Annotated in this window: 22 protein-coding genes and 1 pseudogene; 10 read left to right on the forward strand and 13 right to left on the reverse strand. The window is 67.9% G+C overall.

The annotated features are described in order from the left end of the window. Window positions 1–220 (reverse strand): hypothetical protein (locus H5J31_RS36650; protein ID WP_407925087.1); only part of this gene is annotated, 220 nt, incomplete at its 3' end. Between the two features lie 185 nt (window positions 221–405). Between H5J31_RS36650 and H5J31_RS36655 the strand changes: the two genes are divergently transcribed. Beyond that, window positions 406–834 (forward strand): pyridoxamine 5'-phosphate oxidase family protein, encoded by a 429-nt coding sequence (locus H5J31_RS36655; RefSeq protein ID WP_181777253.1) that lies wholly within the window; start codon window positions 406–408, stop codon window positions 832–834. Window positions 835–883: 49 nt separating this feature from the next. Here the strand turns inward: H5J31_RS36655 and gcl are convergent, their stop codons facing one another. From gcl to H5J31_RS36670, 3 genes are read right to left on the reverse strand one after another with little or no spacing between them, the layout of a single operon-like run. Then, window positions 884–2,578 carry a glyoxylate carboligase gene (gene gcl / locus H5J31_RS36660; protein ID WP_181777254.1) on the reverse strand — a complete coding sequence of 565 codons (1,695 nt, stop codon included), beginning with the start codon at window positions 2,576–2,578 and terminating at the stop codon, window positions 884–886. Window positions 2,579–2,581: 3 nt separating this feature from the next. Beyond that, window positions 2,582–3,469, reverse strand: a complete 888-nt coding sequence (locus tag H5J31_RS36665) for a 2-hydroxy-3-oxopropionate reductase (RefSeq protein WP_181777255.1) — start codon at window positions 3,467–3,469, stop codon at window positions 2,582–2,584. After that, window positions 3,466–4,293: a hydroxypyruvate isomerase family protein gene (locus H5J31_RS36670; RefSeq protein WP_181777256.1), complete on the reverse strand. Its 828-nt coding sequence runs from the start codon at window positions 4,291–4,293 to the stop codon at window positions 3,466–3,468. The genes H5J31_RS36665 and H5J31_RS36670 overlap by 4 nt, the downstream gene beginning before the upstream one ends. Window positions 4,294–4,433: 140 nt before the next feature. On the opposite strand from H5J31_RS36670, the gene H5J31_RS36675 reads away from it, so the two are divergent. Both H5J31_RS36675 and H5J31_RS36680 read left to right on the forward strand, forming a co-directional pair. Continuing rightward, window positions 4,434–5,588, forward strand: coding sequence for an epoxide hydrolase family protein (locus H5J31_RS36675; RefSeq protein WP_181777257.1), 1,155 nt, complete (start codon window positions 4,434–4,436; stop codon window positions 5,586–5,588). A 45-nt stretch (window positions 5,589–5,633) separates the two neighbouring features. Continuing rightward, window positions 5,634–6,461 (forward strand): MerR family transcriptional regulator, encoded by an 828-nt coding sequence (locus tag H5J31_RS36680; RefSeq protein ID WP_181777258.1) that lies wholly within the window; start codon window positions 5,634–5,636, stop codon window positions 6,459–6,461. Between the two features lie 50 nt (window positions 6,462–6,511). Here the strand turns inward: H5J31_RS36680 and H5J31_RS36685 are convergent, their stop codons facing one another. Next, on the reverse strand, window positions 6,512–7,342 hold the full coding sequence (locus H5J31_RS36685; protein WP_328701705.1) for an alpha/beta fold hydrolase: 831 nt from the start codon (window positions 7,340–7,342) through the stop codon (window positions 6,512–6,514). Window positions 7,343–7,388: 46 nt separating this feature from the next. Here H5J31_RS36685 and H5J31_RS36690 point away from each other — a divergent pair, with 46 nt between their 5' ends. Together H5J31_RS36690 and H5J31_RS36695 are read left to right on the forward strand one after the other, a co-directional pair. Next, the gene (locus H5J31_RS36690) at window positions 7,389–7,934 is read left to right on the forward strand and encodes a GNAT family N-acetyltransferase (RefSeq protein WP_181777260.1); all 546 of its coding nucleotides are present in this window, start codon (window positions 7,389–7,391) and stop codon (window positions 7,932–7,934) included. 17 nt (window positions 7,935–7,951) lie between these two features. Further along, complete coding sequence (locus tag H5J31_RS36695) at window positions 7,952–8,578, forward strand: LysE family translocator (protein WP_181777261.1); 627 nt, start codon at window positions 7,952–7,954, stop codon at window positions 8,576–8,578. Window positions 8,579–8,628: 50 nt separating this feature from the next. Here the strand turns inward: H5J31_RS36695 and H5J31_RS36700 are convergent, their stop codons facing one another. Next, window positions 8,629–9,687, reverse strand: a complete 1,059-nt coding sequence (locus H5J31_RS36700; RefSeq protein ID WP_181777262.1) for a cobalamin-independent methionine synthase II family protein — start codon at window positions 9,685–9,687, stop codon at window positions 8,629–8,631. A 256-nt stretch (window positions 9,688–9,943) separates the two neighbouring features. Here H5J31_RS36700 and H5J31_RS36705 point away from each other — a divergent pair, with 256 nt between their 5' ends. The 5 genes from H5J31_RS36705 to H5J31_RS36725 all read left to right on the forward strand — a co-directional run bounded on the left by H5J31_RS36705 (window position 9,944) and on the right by H5J31_RS36725 (window position 13,955). After that, window positions 9,944–10,210, forward strand: a complete 267-nt coding sequence (locus tag H5J31_RS36705; protein WP_181777263.1) for a DUF3040 domain-containing protein — start codon at window positions 9,944–9,946, stop codon at window positions 10,208–10,210. Window positions 10,211–10,274: 64 nt separating this feature from the next. Then, window positions 10,275–10,700, forward strand: a complete 426-nt coding sequence (locus H5J31_RS36710; RefSeq protein ID WP_181777264.1) for a YciI family protein — start codon at window positions 10,275–10,277, stop codon at window positions 10,698–10,700. Between the two features lie 10 nt (window positions 10,701–10,710). After that, entirely contained in the window at window positions 10,711–11,763 is a 1,053-nt protein-coding gene (locus H5J31_RS36715) for a DNA polymerase IV (protein WP_181777265.1), read from the forward strand. A 244-nt stretch (window positions 11,764–12,007) separates the two neighbouring features. Then, complete coding sequence (gene ahcY, locus H5J31_RS36720; protein ID WP_181777266.1) at window positions 12,008–13,483, forward strand: adenosylhomocysteinase; 1,476 nt, start codon at window positions 12,008–12,010, stop codon at window positions 13,481–13,483. Window positions 13,484–13,799: 316 nt separating this feature from the next. Then, window positions 13,800–13,955 carry a DUF6131 family protein gene (locus H5J31_RS36725; protein ID WP_005159014.1) on the forward strand — a complete coding sequence of 52 codons (156 nt, stop codon included), beginning with the start codon at window positions 13,800–13,802 and terminating at the stop codon, window positions 13,953–13,955. A 415-nt stretch (window positions 13,956–14,370) separates the two neighbouring features. Here the strand turns inward: H5J31_RS36725 and H5J31_RS36730 are convergent, their stop codons facing one another. From H5J31_RS36730 to H5J31_RS36760, 7 genes and pseudogenes are all read right to left on the reverse strand, one after another. Continuing rightward, window positions 14,371–14,577, reverse strand: coding sequence for a hypothetical protein (locus tag H5J31_RS36730; protein WP_181777272.1), 207 nt, complete (start codon window positions 14,575–14,577; stop codon window positions 14,371–14,373). Between the two features lie 136 nt (window positions 14,578–14,713). Next, a complete protein-coding gene (gene ku / locus H5J31_RS36735; protein ID WP_181777267.1) occupies window positions 14,714–15,565 on the reverse strand; it encodes a non-homologous end joining protein Ku in 852 nt (283 codons plus the stop codon). 118 nt (window positions 15,566–15,683) lie between these two features. Next, window positions 15,684–16,910, reverse strand: coding sequence for a styrene monooxygenase/indole monooxygenase family protein (locus tag H5J31_RS36740; protein WP_181777268.1), 1,227 nt, complete (start codon window positions 16,908–16,910; stop codon window positions 15,684–15,686). Window positions 16,911–16,935: 25 nt separating this feature from the next. After that, window positions 16,936–17,556: a GTP-binding protein gene (locus H5J31_RS36745; protein WP_181777269.1), complete on the reverse strand. Its 621-nt coding sequence runs from the start codon at window positions 17,554–17,556 to the stop codon at window positions 16,936–16,938. Further along, window positions 17,531–17,914, reverse strand: a complete 384-nt coding sequence (locus H5J31_RS36750; protein WP_181777270.1) for a DUF742 domain-containing protein — start codon at window positions 17,912–17,914, stop codon at window positions 17,531–17,533. The genes H5J31_RS36745 and H5J31_RS36750 overlap by 26 nt, the downstream gene beginning before the upstream one ends. A gap of 19 nt (window positions 17,915–17,933) precedes the next feature. After that, entirely contained in the window at window positions 17,934–18,368 is a 435-nt protein-coding gene (locus H5J31_RS36755) for a roadblock/LC7 domain-containing protein (RefSeq protein ID WP_181777271.1), read from the reverse strand. Beyond that, a pseudogene (locus H5J31_RS36760) lies at window positions 18,365–18,549 on the reverse strand (ATP-binding protein); the annotation flags it as partial. The pseudogene H5J31_RS36760 and the gene H5J31_RS36755, both read right to left, overlap by 4 nt.

An 18,549-nucleotide genomic window follows, 5' to 3' on the forward strand; every position in this document is an offset into this window, starting at 1 on the left:
CGCCGGGAACGACCACCCCGCCGCCGAACCCGCTGCCCGGTACCTCGTTCCCGCCCAGCAGCAGCGTCCCGCCGAGCAGTTCGTCCTCGAAGCCGACCAGCACGCCGCCTTCGTCGACACCTCCGTCGTCCACGCCGCCCTCTTCGACCCCGCCGTCGTCGACGCCTCCGCCTTCGAGCACCACCACCCCGCCGCCCTCGTCCACTCCGGCGGGCGACACCGGTGAGGCGACGCCGACCAGCTCCGCCTCCGCGACCCCGTAACCGACGCATTTAGTCCTCTACTTGCGGTTTACCCGCGCAAGTAGAGGACTAAATGCGTACAGGCGCATGCCCGGAATGTCCTGAACCCGGCTCGCGTTACCGCCTCTCGTAGGTCATTCAGCCAAGAGAAGCGAGACAACGGATGTCGTCTTTCGTCATGACCGCCGAGGAACGGGAAGCCTTCCTGAGCGAGGTCCACATCGGGGTCCTGGCCGTGGAACGGGAAGGACGGGCCCCGCTGGCCGTACCGGTCTGGTACGACTACGAGCCCGGTGGGGAACTCCTGATCTGGATGGACGGCGGTTCGGTCAAGGACAAGGCGATCAAGAAGGCGGGCAGGCTCAGCCTGGTCGCGCAGACGGAGACCTTCCCGTACAAGTACGTCACGGCCGAGGGTCCGGTCGTCGCCAACGACGCGCCGCCGACGCGTGAGCAGGCGCTGAAGATCGCGCACCGCTACCTGCCTGAGGAAGAGGGCACGAAGTACGTCGACGGCTCACTCAGCGAAAACTCAGTGCTGGTGCGGGTTCGGCCGGAGAAGTGGCTGAGCAACGACCAGTCCAAGGGCTGATCGCGAGACGGTGTCCCGGCAGCCTCACCGCGTGCCGGGACACCGTCGTTCAGCCCGCGATCGGTTCGAACTCGACGACGCTGTCGAGTGCCTTGCCCATCGCGGCGTTCCCTTCCCGTTCGATCATGATCTCCACGAGCACCGGCCGTGACGTCCGCTCGGCCTCCTTGCGCGCCCACTCCAGCGACGCCCGGATCTCGCCCGGCTCGGTCACCCGGGTCCCGGCGCAGCCGTAGGCCTCCATGACCTTGACGTTGTCCGTGCCGTTCTTGTCGTAGTGGATGTCGACCTCGAAGTTCATCTCGTAGCCGGTTTCGGCCTGGCGGATGAGCCCGAGGTACTCGTTGTTGAGCATGATGAGCACGAATCCGACGTCGTACTGCGCGGCCACCGCCAGCTCCTCGACCAGGAACTGGAACGAGTAGTCCCCGACGACGCCGACGACTTCGGCCTCCGGCTTCGCCTTCTTGACGCCGATGGCCGCCGGGATCTCCCAGCCGAGCGGACCGGCCTGACCGCACACCTGGTAGTGACGCGGCTTGTGCGCGCGCTGGAACTGCCCGGACCAGATCTGGTACAGCCCGATAGCGGTGACGAAGTACGCGTCCTCGCCGTAGAAGTCGTTGATCTCCTTGAACACCCGCGGCGCCTTGATCGGGGTGTCCTCGAAGTCCTCCCGCCGCGGCAGGCTCTCCTTCAGTTCTCCGATCCGGCGCGGCCACGAGAGATCCGGCTTCACCGAACGCCGTGACGCCGCCTCGATCAGCGCGTCCAGGAACGCGCCCGTGTCGGACACGATCCCGAGATCCGGGCCGAACACCTTGCCCAGCTGCGTCGGCTCGATGTCGACGTGGATGAACTTCCGGCTGCCACGGTAGACGTCCAGGTCACCCGTGTGCCGGTCGCCGAACCGCGCGCCGAGCGCCAGCACCAGATCCGCTTCGAGGAAGGCCGCGTTCGCCCACCGCTGCGAGGTCTGGATACCCGCCATCCCGGCGAACAGCTCGTGGTCTTCGGGGAAGGTCCCCTTGCCCATCAACGTCACGCCGACCGGGACGCCGAGCAGTTCGGCCGCGGTCCGCAGGCGGTCGCTCGCGCCGCCGAGCACCACGCCGCCGCCCGCGAGGATGAGCGGGCGTTCGGCTGCCAGCAGCAGATCGAGTGCCCGCTCGACCCGGGCCGGCGACGGCGTCGCCTTGGTGACCGGCAGCGGCGAGTCGATACTGGAGTCCCATTCGATGTCCTGCCGCTGGACGTCGATCGGCAGATCGATCAGCACCGGGCCGGGACGGCCGGACCGCGCGATGCGGAACGCCTCCCGGAAGACCCACGGCAGCTGCGCGGCCTCCTTGACCTGCACCGCCCATTTCGTCACCGGCTTGGCGATCTCGACGATGTCGACGGCCTGGAAGGCCTCGGTGTGCAGCTTCCGCGAGTCGGCCTGCCCGGTGATGCAGATGATCGGGATCGAGTCGGCCTGCGCGGTGTAGAGGCCGGTGATCATGTTCGTCCCGGCCGGCCCCGAAGTACCGATCGCGACGCCGACGTTGCCGGTGGTCCGGGCCCAGCCGTCGGCCATATGGGTCGCGCCCTCTTCGTGGCGCACGATCAGATGCTCGATTCCGCTGTCCTGCATCGCGTGGTACAGCGGGAGGATCGCGGCGCCGGGACAGCCGAACGCGGTGTCGACGCCCTCACTGACCAGGACGTCGACGACGGCCTGCATGGCGGGGATTCTGGGCATTCCTCACTCCTTGCTTTCCGCGCCGGACAGCGCTTCGACGACCTTCAGCAGGGCGGAGTGATCGAGCGAGCCGTGACCCATCGCCCGTCCGGCGGCGACGAGCTGGGCGACCAGCCCGGTGATCGGCAGCGCGACGTCGGCCTGCCTGGCGGCGGCGAGCGCGATACCCATGTCCTTGTGGTGCAGATCGATCCGGAAACCCGGCGCGAACTCCCTTGCCACCATGGACTTCCGCTTGAGTTCGAGGATCCGGCTGCCGGCGAGCCCGCCCGCGAGCACGTCCAGTCCGACTCGTGCGTCCACTCCGGACGCTTCCAGCAGCACGATGGCCTCGGCGATCAGTCCGTAGGTCCCGCCGACCACCAGCTGGTTCGCGGCCTTGACGACTTGGCCGGCACCGTGCGGTCCCACGTGGACGATCGTCTTGCCGACCGCCTCCAGCACCGGGAGCCCGGCGGCGAAATCGGCCTCCTCTCCACCGACCATGATGGACAGTGAGGCCTGCTCGGCGCCCGCCTGCCCGCCGGAGACCGGCGCGTCCAGCACCCGGATCTCCCGTTCACCGGCCCGTTCCGCCACCTCGATGGACGTCTCCGGCCGGATCGTGCTCATGTCGATCAGCAGGGTTCCGGGCTTCGCCGATTCCAGCACCCCGCCCGCCGCCAGCACGACGGCCTCGACCTGCGGATGGTTCGGCAGCATGGTGATGACGACCTCCGCGTCGGCGACGGCGTCCGTCACCCCGTTCGCCGCCCGGCCACCCGCCGCTTCCAGCCTCGCGAGCGCGTCCGCGTTCGTGTCGAATCCGCTCACCTCGTGCCCGGCGGCGACGAGATGTCCCGCCATCGGCCCGCCCATGATCCCCAGCCCGATGAATCCCAGCTTGGTCATGCCAGTCCCCTTCGTTCGAAAGGCAGCCACGACAGCGAATCCGCGCTCGGCCCGTCGGGTTTGTACTCCACGCCGACCTGCCCGCGGTAACCCGCCGTCTGCAGCTTCTCCAGATATCCCTCGATGTCCAGCGTTCCGGTCCCCGGCTGGTGGCGCCCTGGGGCATCGGCGATCTGCACATGGCCGATCCGTCCGGTGTGGACGGTCGTGACCGTGTCGAGGTCGTCACCGTTGACCGCCAGGTGGTACAGGTCGGCCAGCAGCTTCACGTTGTCCCGCCCGAGTTCGTCGAGCACCTTCAGCACGTCGTCCGCGGTCTTGAGCGGGTACTTCTCCGCCCCGGACAGCGGCTCCAGGACGATCTCCGCGCCGATCCGGGCGGCCGCGTCCGAGGCGAGCGCCAGGTTCTCCCGGCCGAGCTTGTCCTGCCCGTCCGGGTCGGCACCGTCGATCCGGTTGCCGTAGAGCGCGTTGAACCGGCGGCAGCCGAGCCGTTCGCCGAGCTCGATCCCGGAGGCGACACCGGCGGCGAACTCGTCCTCGCGCCCGGTCCAGGTGACCAGTCCCCGATCGCCGCCCGCCATGTCGCCCGGGAAGAAGTTCAGCCCGGTCACCGCGACGCCCGCCCTCTCGACCGATGCCACGAAGGCGTCGACCTCGGCGGCCTCCGGTACCGCCGTCTCGAACGGCCACCAGTACTCGACCGCGGTGAAGCCCGCCGCCCGCGCCGCCTCCGCACGCTCGAGCAACGGCAACTCGGTGAAGACCAGCGACAGGTTCAGCACGTACGGCAGCGCATGACGCGTACCGGCAAGATCAGCCATCGGAAACCTCGTCGTATTTCGTATAGCGGAAACTTTCTTTCGCATATCGAGAATAGCCCGCTGACCTGCCTTCGGTCAACGGGCGGTATACCGGTGGGAGATCCACGAATTGTCGGAGGTCCTCGTTAGCGTCGGCGGCCATGAACACGACGCCCTTCCGAGCTCACGTCCCGGAGGCCGACCTCGAAGACCTCCGCACCCGGCTCCGCCGCACCCGCTGGCCCGAAGACGAGACCGTCGACGACTGGTCGCAAGGTGTTCCCGCCGCCTACCTGCGCGAACTGTGCGCCTATTGGGCCTCGGCCTACGACTGGCGCGCGGCCGAGGCCCGGCTCAACGAGATCCCCCAGTTCCGGACCGGGATCGACGGCCTCGGCATCCACTACCTGCACGCCCGCTCCCCGCATCCCGGCGCGCTGCCGCTGATCCTCACGCACGGCTGGCCGGGTTCGGTCTTCGAATTCCTCGACGTGCTCGGCCCGCTCACCGACCCCGTCGCATACGGCGGCGACGCGGCCGACGCCTTCCATGTCGTCGTCCCGTCCCTGCCCGGCTACGGGTTCAGCGACAAACCGGCGAGGACCGGCTGGTCGATCCAGCGCACCGCCGAGGCTTGGATCCGCCTCATGGCCGATCTCGGCTACGAACGCTACGGCGCGCAAGGCGGCGACTGGGGCACGAGCATCACCACGCTCATGGGACGGACCGCTCCCGAGCGCCTCGCCGGGATCCATCTCAACCCGCCGCTGGCGGCACCGGATCCAGCGACGTTCGACGACCTGACCGAGCCCGAACGGAAGGCCCTCGCCGACCTCGAACGGGCCAAAGTGGACGGTTCCGGCTACGCGAACCAGCAGGCGACCAGGCCGCAGACGATCGGCTACGCGCTGACGGACTCGCCGGTGGCGCTCTGCGCGTGGATCGTCGAGAAATTCCAGGCGTGGACCGATTGCGACGGCCATCCCGAGAACGCGCTGAGCCGCGACGCGATGCTCGACGACATCACGCTTTACTGGCTCACCGGCACCGGCGCGTCTTCCGCCCGGATGTACTGGGAGAGCTTCGCGGAGGTGTCGAGCTGGTTCGCTGAATCCACTGTGGACACCATCGCCGTGCCGACGGGTTGTTCGATCTTCCCGCGCGAGACGCCGCGCCCGTCCCGCCGCTGGGCCGAGCGCCGGTTCACCGACATCCGGCACTGGAACGAGCTGGGCCGGGGCGGGCACTTCGCGGCCTTCGAGCAGCCCGCCGTTTTCGTGGACGAGGTGCGGTCGTTCTTCCGGCTCGTGCGGTGACCGGTTGACTGTGACACCGTGTCAGGTTGTCTGGTGGGAGGCGTCATGTTCAGTATCGGAGACTTCGCCAAACACGGCCGGGTGTCGGTCCGGATGCTGCGTCACTACGACGCCATCGGGCTGCTGCGGCCCGCGCACGTCGACCGGTTCAGCGGTTACCGGTCCTACACCGGCGATCAGCTGGCCCGGCTCAACCGGGTGATCGCGCTCAAGGATCTCGGCTTCACGCTCACCAAGGTGCAGGAGATCCTGGACGCGGAGATCGGCGTGGACGAGCTGCGCGGGATGCTGCGGCTGCGGCGGGCCGAGCTCGAAGCGGCCATCGCGGCCGACGAGGCGCGACTCAAGGCCGTCGAGGCGAGGCTCCGGTCCATCGAAAGCGAGGGAAGCATGCCTTCCGAGGACGTCGTCGTCAAAAGCCTGCCCGCGGTGCGCGTCGCCGAACTGACCGGGACGGCGAGCGGATACGTCAACGAGGAGATCGGTCCGGTGGTGCAGCAGCTGTACCAAGAGCTGTTCCCGGCGCTCGGCGGGATCACGCCGTCGGGCCCGATGATCGCCTACTACGAGAACGATCCCGCGGATCCCGCCGGGGAGCGGGTGCTGATCCACGCCGCCGTCCCGATCGCCGCCGAGACGAACGGCAGCGAAGGGTTCTCCACGGTCGGCCTCGCCGAAGTACCCGCCGCGGCGACGATCCTGCACCGAGGCCCGATGGAGAACGTGCTCTCCAGCTACCAGGCGCTGGCGAAATGGGTCGACGCGCACGGCTACCGCGCGAGCGGCCCGGCGCGCGAGTACTACCTCGAGTGCCCGGCGGACGGCGACAAGTGGGTCACCGAACTTCAGCAGCCCATCAGCAAGGCTTCCTGAGGGGGCAAGGCAAACGTGGCGTGCCGGGGTCGTGAGTGGTAAGTGTCGTTCTAACCCTCCTTGTCACTCACGACCCCCAGGAAGTCGAGCAGAGCGGCGCGGAACTCGTCCGGCGCCTCCAGCCAGGGAACATGGCCGACGCCGGAGAGCCGCACCCGGGTCACCACAGGCAGGGCCTCGGCCAGGGAGTCGACCGCCCACCGGGGCCGGGTGTCCGCCATCCCGTCGACGATCAGCGTCGGAACCGCGAGCGCCTGGCAGGCCTCGATCAGGTCTTCTTCCCGCACCGCCCGCATTTCCTCACCCAGCGCGGCGTTCGCCTCGTAGTTGACGGGGAACCACGGAATCGCCATCTCTTCGGCATACCGCTCTCCGTGAGCCACGAAATCCGCGGTCCATTGCAGCACCGCGAGTTCGCGCTCCCCGGCCTCATCGCGGTCCATCGCCCGCAGTGCGGCCCACCTGGCGTACCGATCCCCCAGCGCCGCTTCGAAGTTCCGTTCGAACTCCGCGTGCCATTCTCGGCCGAGCCCGACGCCCGAAACGTAGACGAGCGAGCTCACCCGCTCCGGATGCGCGAGGGCGTACAGGAGACCGAGGTGGGCACCCCACGAATGCCCGAGCACGATGACGCGGTCGAGCCCGTGGCGCGCGCGGACGGCGTCGACGTCGGCCACCATCCGCGCCAGGGTGTACGGGCCGCGCGGCGCCGACCTCCCGCCCCCGCGCTGATCCCAGCGGATCAGCCGGAAACGCGAGCCGGGATCGAGCGCGCTGAACATGTCCCACAGGCCGGGACCGCCGTGGCAGCACAGGATCGGTTCGCCCCGTCCGGTATCGGAGGTCCACAACTCGCAGCCGTCGTCGGTGAGCACCCGCACGATTATCCGGTATCCCCCACCGCCTTCGTTGACTATCTTCCGCGGGATGACGACGTACACGCCGCCGCAGCGGACGGCCACACTCGCCGACGCGCCCGCCATCGCGGAGCTGATGCGGGCTTCGGTGCTGGAGTTGTTCCCGCGCTTCTACGACGAACGGCAGACCGCGAGCGCGGCGGTGCACATCGCGCACCTCGACCTGCGATTGATCGAGGACGGCACGTACTTCGTACACGAGGCCGACGGCGAGATCGTCGCCTGCGGGGGCTGGAGCAGGCGTAACAAGATGCACGCCGGCTCCGGCGACGCGTCGGACGACGACCGTCCGCTCGACCCGGCCACCGAGGCCGCCCGGGTCCGCGCCATGTTCGTGCGCGGCGACTGGACCCGCCGCGGGCTGGGGCGCGCGATCCTCGAATCGTGCCGTCTCGCGGCGAAGGCCGAAGGCTTCACGTCGCTGACGTTGACCGCGACCCTGCCCGGCGTCCAGTTGTACCGCGCCTTCGGGTTCACCGAAACCGAGCAGGTCACCGTGACGACACCCGACGGCGTCGGCATCCCGGGCGCGGTCATGGCCCGCGGCGTCGACTAGCCGGTTAGCATCGGAAGATGATTTCTGGGGCTACCGCACTTTCGTTCGTCCTGGTCTGCCTGCTCGGCGCGATCTCGCCCGGTCCGGATTTCCTGGTGGTGACCCGCAGCGCGATGCTCGGCGGGCGCAAGGCCGGGATCGCCGCCGGGGTGGGCATCGCGCTCGGTGTCTTCGTCTGGGTGGTCGCGATCGCGCTCGGCGTCGCGGCGATCCTCACCGCGTCGGCGATCGCCTTCACCGTGGTGAAGCTGATCGGTGCCGCGTACCTGATCTTCCTCGGCGTCAAGGCCTGGCTCGCCGTGCGCCGCGGCGACTACAGCGAACTCAAGGACAAGGTGGCGCCGGAGGTCGCCCCTTGGGCGGCGTTCCGGCACGGGCTGCTCACCAACCTGCTGAACCCGAAGGTCGCGGTGTTCTTCCTCGCGCTGCTACCGCAATTCCTCCCGCACTCGGCGTCGACGACGCAGACGCTGCAGCTGGCGGTGCTCGCCACCGCGGTTTCCGTCGTGTGGTTCTTCGTCCTCGCGACACTGGTCGGTTCGTTGCGACGGTTCTTCAGCTCCGGCCGGGTGCGGCGCGTGATGGACGCGGCGATGGGCACCCTGCTGGTCGGCCTCGGTATCCGGGTAGCCGTACAGAGCTGAAGGAGCCCTTCACCGCGTAGTCCGCGGTGAAGGGCTCCTTCGAACTCCTTCTAAAGGGATTCGGCGGCGAGGTGGGTACCCTCGACGCGGGCGGCGATCTTGGCGAACGCGATGTCCCGCGACGTCGAGGTGTCGTCCGCGAACGGTGAGAACCCGCAGTCGTCGCAGGTGCCCAGCCGCTCGGCCGGGATGTACTCGGCCGCCTGGAGCACGCGGTCTCGGACCTGCTCCGCGGTCTCGACGCGCGGGTCGATCGGGTCGGTCACGCCGACGAAGATCCGCTGGTCCGGCCGGGAGTGGGCGGCGATCGTCTTCAGCGCGTGGGCGGGATCGGCCTCGCTGGCCAGCTGGACGTAGAAGTTGCCCGCCTTCAGCTGGAACAACGCCGGCAGCAGCCCGGCGTAGTCGACGTCGAGGCTGTGCACCGAGTCCTGGTCGCCGCCGGGGCAGGTGTGCACGCCGATCTTCTTCCGCTCCTCCTCCGAGAACCGGTCCAGCACGGCGTTGTTGAGGTCCACAAAGGACTGCAGAAGGCCGCCCGACGGGTCGAGCTTCAGCGACAACCGGCCTTCGGTGAAGTCGATCTGAACACTGTCCGCGCCGGCGTCGAGGCTCCGCCGGATATCGGCCTCGGCTTCGTTCACCAAGTCGGCGATGAACTGTTCTTTCGAATATCCCGACAATTCTTCACCGGGGTAAACGAGTCCGATCGCCGACGCCGCGATCACCGCCTGCTTCACCGGTTTGGTCGCGTGTTTCTTGGCCTCGCGAAGATAGGAGTCGGCGTAGGTCTGATACTTGAAGGGCCCCGCGGTCAGCCTGGGAAGCTGCCGGGTGTGCCCGTCGGCGAACGGGATGACGACCCCGTCCGGGGCCAGCGAGGTGAGTCCCGCCAAGGGGTAGGTGGCGAAGCTGGGCTTGCCCTGTTCGCCGTCGGTGATGACCGGCGATCCGGTCTCCTCCAGGCGTTTGATGGTATCTACAAGGGCTTTCTCCTGAAGCTCGCCGAGCCCGTCGGCGTCGAGCCGCCCGGCCGCGTGCTCGCCCAGCCCCTCGATGAGGTAAGCCGGACGGGGAATGCTGCCGATCGGTTCGGTGGGTATCGTCATCGCGCGCGTCCTCCCAGGTGGAGCAACTTGTGGCCACCACGGCCGTGATCACGAAAACTACTGATCGTTCCCCCGTTTGACGATCTTTCTGCGTGCCGAATGCACTAATGGCGCAATGTCCGCTCCGTTACGGACGCTTCGCCCGGCCAGACGTATAGGCCGTTATACGCAATTGGGCGAAATTCGATGCTTACCCGGCCCCTCGCCTGGGTATTACCCCGATGTCGACGGGCGGAGCACGCCGAAGGAGAAACCGATGCTGAGCCATCACGATCGGCAAGAGCTGGAGAAGATCGAGCGCTGGTTCGAGCTCACCGAGCCGGCGCTCGCCGCCCGGCTCCGCTCCGGAAGGCCCGCGCGACCACCTCTCCTCAGGCTGGCCGTCGTGCTCAGCCTCGACCTCACCGCCGGCCTGTTGATGTTGCTCGGCATGGTGACGAACAGCCCGGCCCTGTTACTGGTCGGGATGATCACCGTGACCACGGCCGTGATCGTGCACCTCTCCCGGTTCGGGCGCCACTGACCGACCGCCTCCCCTCGCGCCAGTAGAGTCCGGGCGAAAGGTCCGGATCACGGGGAGGAACACCATGCGGTTCATGATCATCATCAAGGCGGACGAGGATTCCGAGGCCGGGAAGATGCCCCCGATGGAGGCCTTGACCGCCATGGCGAAGTTCAACCAGGACATGCTCGACGCCGGAGTGCTGGTGGGCGGCGAAGGTCTGCAGGAAAGCGCGAAGGGCGCACGCGTCACGCTGAGCGCCGCCGGCGCCACGGTCACCGACGGCCCGTTCACCGAAGCGAAGGAACTCGTCGGCGGCTTCTGGATCGTCGACGTCCCTTCGCGCGCCGAGGCGATCGAGTGGGCGAAGCGCTGTCCCACTCCCCCGCACGGCGACACCGTGCTGGAGGTCCGCAAGATCCTCGAAGCCGAGGACTTCGGCGAGAACTTCACGCCGGAACTCCAGGAGAACGAGCAGCGGATGCGCGACGAGATCGCCGAGCGGTCTTAAGCTTCGCTTCATGGCCGTCCGGGAGTGGGTACTCCACGTCGACCTCGACCAGTTCATCGCGGCGGTCGAGGTCGCCCGGCGGCCTGAGCTGCGCGGCAAACCCGTGATCGTCGGCGGGACCGGCGATCCGGCGGAACGGGCCGTCGTGGCGACGGCGTCGTACGAGGCGAGGGAGCTCGGCATCCGGTCCGGGATGCCGCTGCGAACCGCCGCGAAACGGTGTCCCGACGCGATCTTCCTGGCCACGGACGCGCCCGCGTACCAAGAGGTCTCCGATCGGGTGATGGCGACGCTGCGGGAGTTCCCGGTGATCGTCGAGGTACTCGGCTGGGACGAAGCGTTCCTCGGCGCCACCACGGACGACCCCGAGGCGCTCGCCGCCGACATCCGGCGGGTCGTGGAGGACGAGACCGGGCTTTCCTGCTCGGTCGGCGTCGGGGACAACAAGCTGCGCGCCAAACTCGCCACCGGATTCGCCAAACCGGCCGGGATCTTCCGGCTCGTGAAGGAGAACTGGTGGGACGTCATGGCGGAGAAGCCGACGGACGCGCTCTGGGGCATCGGCGCCAAGACCACCAAGAAGCTCGCCGAGGCCGGCTATCCCACCGTGCTGGACCTGGCGGGCGCCGACCCCGCCGACCTCGCCGCGCGGTTCGGTCCGAAGCTCGGCCCGTGGTATCGGATCCTCGCCGGCGGAATCGGCGACGCCGAGGTCACCGCGACCCCGTATGTGGCGCGCTCCCGCAGCCGCGAGACGACGTTCCAGCAGAACCTGACGGATCCCGAAGCCATGGCCGCAGAAGTCGTCGCATTGGCGAAACGCGTTTCGCAGGACGTCGCCGAGGAAGGCAGGCCCGCCGCGCGGGTCGCGGTCAAGGTGCGCTTCGCGCCGTTCCTGACGCACACCCACAGCGTGACTTTGCCCGCTCCGACCTCGGATCCGGCCGAGATCGAGAAGGCGGCGCTGGCCGTGCTGGACATGTTCGACCTCGGCAGACCCGTCCGCCTGCTCGGTGTCCGCGCGGAATTCTCTTCCACGGCGGAGCGTCCGGCGTCGCCTTGACAGCGCTCGCGGCGCTTTGCCATCCTGGTTTCCGGGCCGAGAGGCGCTGCGACGGAATTCTTCCGCCACGCTCGGCCCGCGGTGACAGACGTAAGGGCGCCTCCCACTGCGGAGGTGCCTTTTTTGCGTCACAACCCTTTTCCGGCCGCCGAGGTCGAACGCTGAACCCCCGCACTGACCCCGTTCTTCCCGCCACCGGCGAGAAGGACCGCTTCACCTTGCCTTCCTTTCGATTGGAGAACCTGTGAGCCCCACCCTGTCCAAGGTCAACGGGATCGAATTCGCCGTCGCCGACCTCTCCCTCGCCGAAGCCGGCCGCAAGCAGCTGCGCCTCGCCGAGGTCGAGATGCCGGGTCTGATGGCGCTGCGCCGCGAGTACGCCGATTCGCAGCCACTGAAGGGCGCGCGGGTCGCGGGGTCGCTGCACATGACCGTCCAGACCGCCGTGCTGATCGAGACGCTCGTCGCGCTCGGCGCCGAGGTGCGCTGGGTGTCCTGCAACATCTTCTCCACGCAGGACGAGGCGGCCGCGGCCGTCGTCGTCGGCCCGAACGGCACCGTCGACGCGCCCTCGGGCTCCGCGGTGTTCGCGTGGAAGGGCGAGACGCTCGCCGAGTACTGGTGGTGCACCGACCAGCTCTTCGACTTCGGTGACGGCCGCCTCCCGAACATGATCCTCGACGACGGTGGCGACGCGACCCTGCTGATCCACAAGGGTGTCGAGTTCGAGGCCGCCGGTGCCGTCCCGCAGGCGACCGAAGAGGACCCCGAGGAGTACACCCTCGTGCTCCGCACGCTGACCGACAGCATCGCGCGCGACGCCGGCCGGTTCACCCGGATCGCCAAGGAGGTCCGCGGGGTCACCGAGGAGACCACCAACGGCGTCAAGCGGCTCTACAAGCTCGCCAAGGACGGCGAGCTGCTGTTCCCAGCGATGAACGTGAACGACTCGGTCACGAAGTCGAAGTTCGACAACAAGTACGGCATCCGTCACTCGCTCATCGACGGTCTCAACCGCGGCACCGACGTGATGATCGCGGGCAAGGTCGCCGTCATCTGCGGCTACGGCGACGTCGGCAAGGGCGCGGTGGAATCGCTGCGCGGCCAGGGCGCCCGCGTGGTCGTCACCGAGATCGACCCGATCTGCGCGCTGCAGGCGGCGATGGAGGGCCTCGACGTCGTGGAACTCGACGACGTCGTCGAGCGCGGCGACATCTTCATCACCACCACCGGCAACTTCGACATCATCATGGCCGACCAGATGGCCAAGATGAAGCACAACGCGATCGTCGCGAACGTCGGGCACTTCGACAACGAGATCGACATGGCCGGCCTCGCGAAGATCCCGGGCATCGAGAAGATCGAGATCAAGCCGCAGGTGCACGAGTGGGTCTTCCCCGCGACGGCCGACCGCGAGAAGCACTCGATCATCGTGCTGTCCGAAGGCAGGCTGATGAACCTCGGGAACGCCACCGGCCACCCGAGCTTCGTGATGTCGAACTCCTTCACCAACCAGACGATCGCGCAGATCGAGCTGTTCACGAAGCAGGGCGAGTACGCCACCGACGTCCACGTGCTGCCGAAGCACCTCGACGAGAAGGTGGCGCGCCTGCACCTGGACGCGCTGGGCGTCCGGCTCACGAAGCTCACCAAGCGCCAGGCCGAGTACATCGGCGTGGACGTCGAGGGCCCGTACAAGCTGGACCACTACCGGTACTGACAGCCCTTCAGTACATGAAGGCCCCCTTCCTTGCGCCTAACGCAAGGAAGGGGGCACCGAAGGGGTTGCGAAAGCCACTTTCGCAACCTTCAACGTTGCGAAAGTGGCTTTCGCAACGTCGTCTCCCCGGCAGACCGTGCCACGATTCGCCGCTCCACTCCGCGCGAGGCCTGCCGCCCCCTCCCGGCGCTGGGCCGAATGCGTGAAAAAGTAGAGCCGGATGCCGTGTTTTCTTTCGAGTGAACCGGGAACTTCTTAAGTAGCCCCATCCCGGCGGCTCCATTCGCCGGGTGACTACGAAGGAGAAGGTGCCCCCGTGATCATTCTCGGCGTCATCCTGATTGTCATCGGTGTCATCGCCAGCATCCCCGTTCTGTACTCGATCGGGATCGCGCTCGCGGTCATCGGCATCATCCTGGCCGTCCTCGGCAACACCGGGAAGGCCATCGGCGGTCGCGCCCACTGGTACTGAGCCCCCGGTACCAGCTGAATGAGATCGGGCACCCGGCGTTCCCCTCACGTCGGGTGCCCGTTCTGTTCCCGTCCCTCGCCCGCCGGGTATCCGAGCCGGACGAGGGGAAGGAGGGCGGCCGATGCGCGGAACGGACCCTCGTCCGTGCCTGACGGAAGCCACCTACTCCTGAGGACGCGACGAGCCGTTGAGAGCCGCAGCGGCAGCCGGAGCGGGCGACGACGTCCCCGGGCCCCTCGGCGCCCTACCGGCCCATGACATGAAGGGGTCCCCCGGCTCCGAGGGGGAGGGAGAGCCGGAGGACCCCGTCATAGTTAGCACATTCCCGGCCACGATGTACACGAATGCATACACCTTCGGGTGGCAATCGGTCTCGCTCTCGCCAATCCGGTCGAACTGGTGTATTGACCGGCGGTCAAGAAGCCTGGAGCAACAGCTCGGCCGGTGCCTCCGCGCACGAACAGCCGCCGTCGACGTCGAGGCAGTCGATCGTCAGCGAGTGCCGGACGAAGTCGAGATCGACGCAGCCGGGCTCACCGCATTCCGTGAAACCACCTTCGAGGTGGACGATCAGAGTTCCGTGGCAGTGGTCGAGTCCGCCGGAGCAGAGCACGCACTCCATGGTCACGCCGCCTTCCGCGATCGGGTTCTCCTCGACTGCCCTTACTACCACCGAGGGCCGACAGAACCGGGGATACGGACGGCGTGTCGCGGTACCCGGCCGGGTGAGGCCGGGCACAATGGTCCACAAAGGAGGGTCAGGCGCTCTTCGGGGTTCGCTTACCCGTAGCGGGTTTCTTCGCCGCGGTGGCCTTCTTGACGGCCGGCTTCCGGCTCTTCTTCGCCTCGCTCACGCTGGCTTGCAAGGCCTCCATGAGGTCGACGACGTCCGCCTTCGCGCCCACGGCCTTGGGCTTCGTCGTGTCGCTGCCCGCAGCCTTGGCCTCGATCATGGCCTCCAGCGCCTCGCGGTAGGAGTCGGTGTACTTCTCCGGCTCGAACACCGGTTCCGAGAGCGAGTCGATCAGCGAGCCCGCCATCGTCAGTTCCTGCGGCCGCACCTGCGGGGGATCCTCGTGCAGGAACCCGAAGTCCGGGACGCGCACCTCGTCGGGCCACAGCATCGTCGTCATCATCAGGACGTCGTTGTGCACCCGCAGGACCGCCAGGGCCTCCCGCTGGCGGATGGCGACCTTCGCGATCGCCACGTGGCTCGCCTTCTGCAGCGCGTCACGCAGGACGACGTACGGCTTGACGGCGTTCTTCTGCGGTTCGAGGTAGTACGTCTTGTCGAAGTTGATCGGGTCGATCGACTCCAGCGGTACGAATTCGAGGACGTCGATCGCCCGGGACGACGCCAGCGGCAGTTCCGACATGTCCTCGTCGGTGAGTACGACCATCTCACCGTCGGGCAGTTCGTAGCCCTTGGCGATCTCGGCGTAGGGCACTTCCTCGCCGTCGATCGTGCAGAACCGCTTGTACTGGATCCGGCCGCCGTCGGACTCGTGCACCTGGCGCAGCGAGACGTTCTTGTTCTCGGTGGCCGCGTAGAGCTGGATCGGGATGCTCACCAGCCCGAACGACACCGAGCCCTTCCACATCGAACGCATCGCGCCGCACCTCCACCGCCGTCACCGACCGTACTCACGCTCGGTAACAACGGTAGCCCGAAACGGCGCACCGCGACAGCCCCGCGAACCCGATCGCGGGACCGTCACGGTCCGGGAATCACGCTTCGGCCAGGAACTTCTCCGCTTTGGCGGGGTCGAAGAACCAGTGCTGGAAATCGGTCGGATCGGAGAATCCGTTCGCGAACCGCTTCGCCACGGCGGGCTTCTCCCCCGCCGCGCCGATGATCTGGAGCACGTGCGGGGGCGGCGGCTGCAGCATCGCGTTGGTCCAGGTCGTGACGTGCTGGGCGTACTTCCAGTACTTCTCGAACGCCGAGGTCATCCAAGCCTCGTCGAACGGCTTGTCCCCCCGGTCGAGGATCGAGTCCAGATAGGACGCCGCGCAGTGGCTCGCGTTGTTGGAGCCCTGCCCGGTGATCGGATCGTTGGCGACCACGACGTCGGCCATGCCCAGCACCACGGTGCCCGAGGGCAGCTTGCCGACCGCGTTCCGCACCACCGGCGTGTAGCCGCCCGCGAGCGTCGCCTTCTCGTCGGTCAGCACGGCGTTGCGCGAACGCTCGTACTCCCACGGGAGGAACTGCTTCATCAGCGAAAGGATCCGGTCGAGATGCGCCTGCGGCGACGGCCGGTCGTTCCAGCAGTCCAGCGGCCCGCCGGGGACGCCCTCGAAGAAGAGGATGTCGCAGTTCCCGCTCAGTGTGTACGCGGGGATCATGAACAGTTCACCGACACCGGGGATGATGTTGAACCGCACGGCGGCCTTGTCCGGATGCTCCGGCCGGGGCTCCAGGCCGTGCACGTACGCCAGCGACAACGCCCGCTGCGGCTCGGTGTAGGGCGAGCGCTCGGGGATGCGGTCGAACAACTGCACCAGTTCGCCCTTGCCCGCCGCGACGACGACGAGGTCGTAGAGCTTCGCCAGCGGCGCGAGGTCCGAAGTGGTCACCCCGTGGATGACGACCTTGCCGCCGCGCTCCTCCACCAGTTCGAGCCAGCCGGCCATCTTCACCCGCTGGTCCACGGACTGCGCGTACTGCTCCAGCGGCGCGAACCAGTCGAGCACCCGGCTCGAGTCCGGCCCCGCGATCGACACACCGAGTCCCTCGACCCGGACCGTCTCCTCCTCCCACAGGTTCAGCTTGTGGTCCCGCTCGTGCTGCAGGGCGGAGTGGAACATGCACTGGGTCGACATCACCTTGCCGGACCGGATCTCGTCCGGCGTCCGCGCCGACATCACCGTGACGTCGTAGTCGTGGCTCAGCAGGCTCAGTGCCAGCTGCAATCCCGACTGCCCCGCACCGACGATCAGAACCTTGCGCATCCTCGACATTCCTCCAGAAAGAGAATCAGCCCACCGAACCGACGAACTCGCGACCAGGCCCGGAGACCACGGCGAGGGACAGCGTGTGCGTCACCAGTTCCTGCATCGTGGCGACCGCCGACTTCGGGTCACGGGCGTCGCAGGTGACCAGTGGGATGTCCGGGGACAGCGCGAGCGCGTCGCGGACCTCGTCGAGGTCGTGCACCGGCATCCCCTCGAACTGGTTGACCGCGACGATGAACGGCAGGTCCGAGTCGTTCTCGAAGTAGTTGATCGCGGCGAACGACTGGTCGATCCTGCTGGTGTCGACCAGGACGACGGCGCCGAGCGCGCCGCGCGAAAGGTCGTCCCAGAGGAACCAGAACCGGGCCTGACCGGGCGTGCCGAACAGGTACAGGAGCAGGTCTTCACGCAGGGTGATCCGGCCGAAGTCCATCGCGACCGTGGTGGTGGACTTGGTTCCCGGGGGCACCAGCTCGTCGACGCCGGCACCCGCCTCCGTCATCCAAGCCTCGTTGCTCAGTGGCGGGACCTCGGAGACCGAGCCGACGAACGTCGTCTTGCCCACGCCGAATCCACCGGCGACCACGATCTTGGCGGAAATCGCCAGCAGATCCGCGTCAGACCGGGAGGCGCTTGAGTCCATCGAGGATCCTCTCGAGCACGTTCGTATCGTGGTTGTAGGCGTGGGCCGTCGGGTGCACGAAGACGGCGCCCTGGGTGGCGAGGTCGCCGATGAGGACCCGCACCACGCCGAGCGGCAGGTCGAGTCCCACCGAAAGCTCGGCGATCGACGAGCGTTCGCGGGCGCGCTCGTACAGCGAACGCGATTCGGGCATCAGTGCCTCGGCGAGAGACGGGTCGTAGCGCGGGACCGAGATCAGGGTCTCCACCAGCAGCAGGTGGCTGCTCTTGGTCCGGCCGCCGGTGAGCGCGTACGGCCGGATTCTGCGGCTGCGCATCTTGCCGGGCCGGTCCGGAGATTGGTCGCTGGACACGGTCATCCCTTCCTTCTCCGGATTCTCAGGCCTGCGGCCGGCGGGCGGTCAGGACCTGCCGGAGTCCCGCTCGCACCTCGGGGGTGAGGGCGTGACCGGCGTTGGTGATGAACTGGGTCATCTCGTAGGCGACGACCTTCATGTCGCAGTCGGGTTCGGTGAGTACGGCGAGCCCGGCCTCGGAGCCGATCCCCATGAAGAGGAAGTACCCGCGGGTGAGCCGGATGATGATCTGCTCGCAGTTGCCCTTGCCGAACAGCGCGGCGCTGTTGCCCGCGAGGCTGAGCAGGCCACTCGCGATCGCGGCGAGCTGCTCGGCGTCGTCACTGGAGACCGATTCCGACGCGGTCAGAGGAAACCCGTCGACGGACATGATCAGCGCGTGACTGGCGCCGTGCACCTTGCGCACGAAATCGTCGAGCAGCCACGTGAAATCCGTGGTCGCGTCCTGGGCGGTCACTGGGTGTTTCCTCCGGTCTCGCGCTCGTGCCGGTCGTCGAGAGCGGCGCGCTCGCCGTCGCTGAAGGCATCGAGGTCGGCCAGCAGCGCCTCGTGCCCGTCCGCCGCGTCGGCGGAGGGCGTCGTCGGCGGGGCCGGTTCGTCGGGCAAAGTCCTGATACTGCGGGAAACCCGGCGCGGCA

It is taken from the genome of Amycolatopsis pittospori, assembly GCF_013870525.1.
GTDB classification, from domain to species: domain Bacteria; phylum Actinomycetota; class Actinomycetes; order Mycobacteriales; family Pseudonocardiaceae; genus Amycolatopsis; species Amycolatopsis pittospori.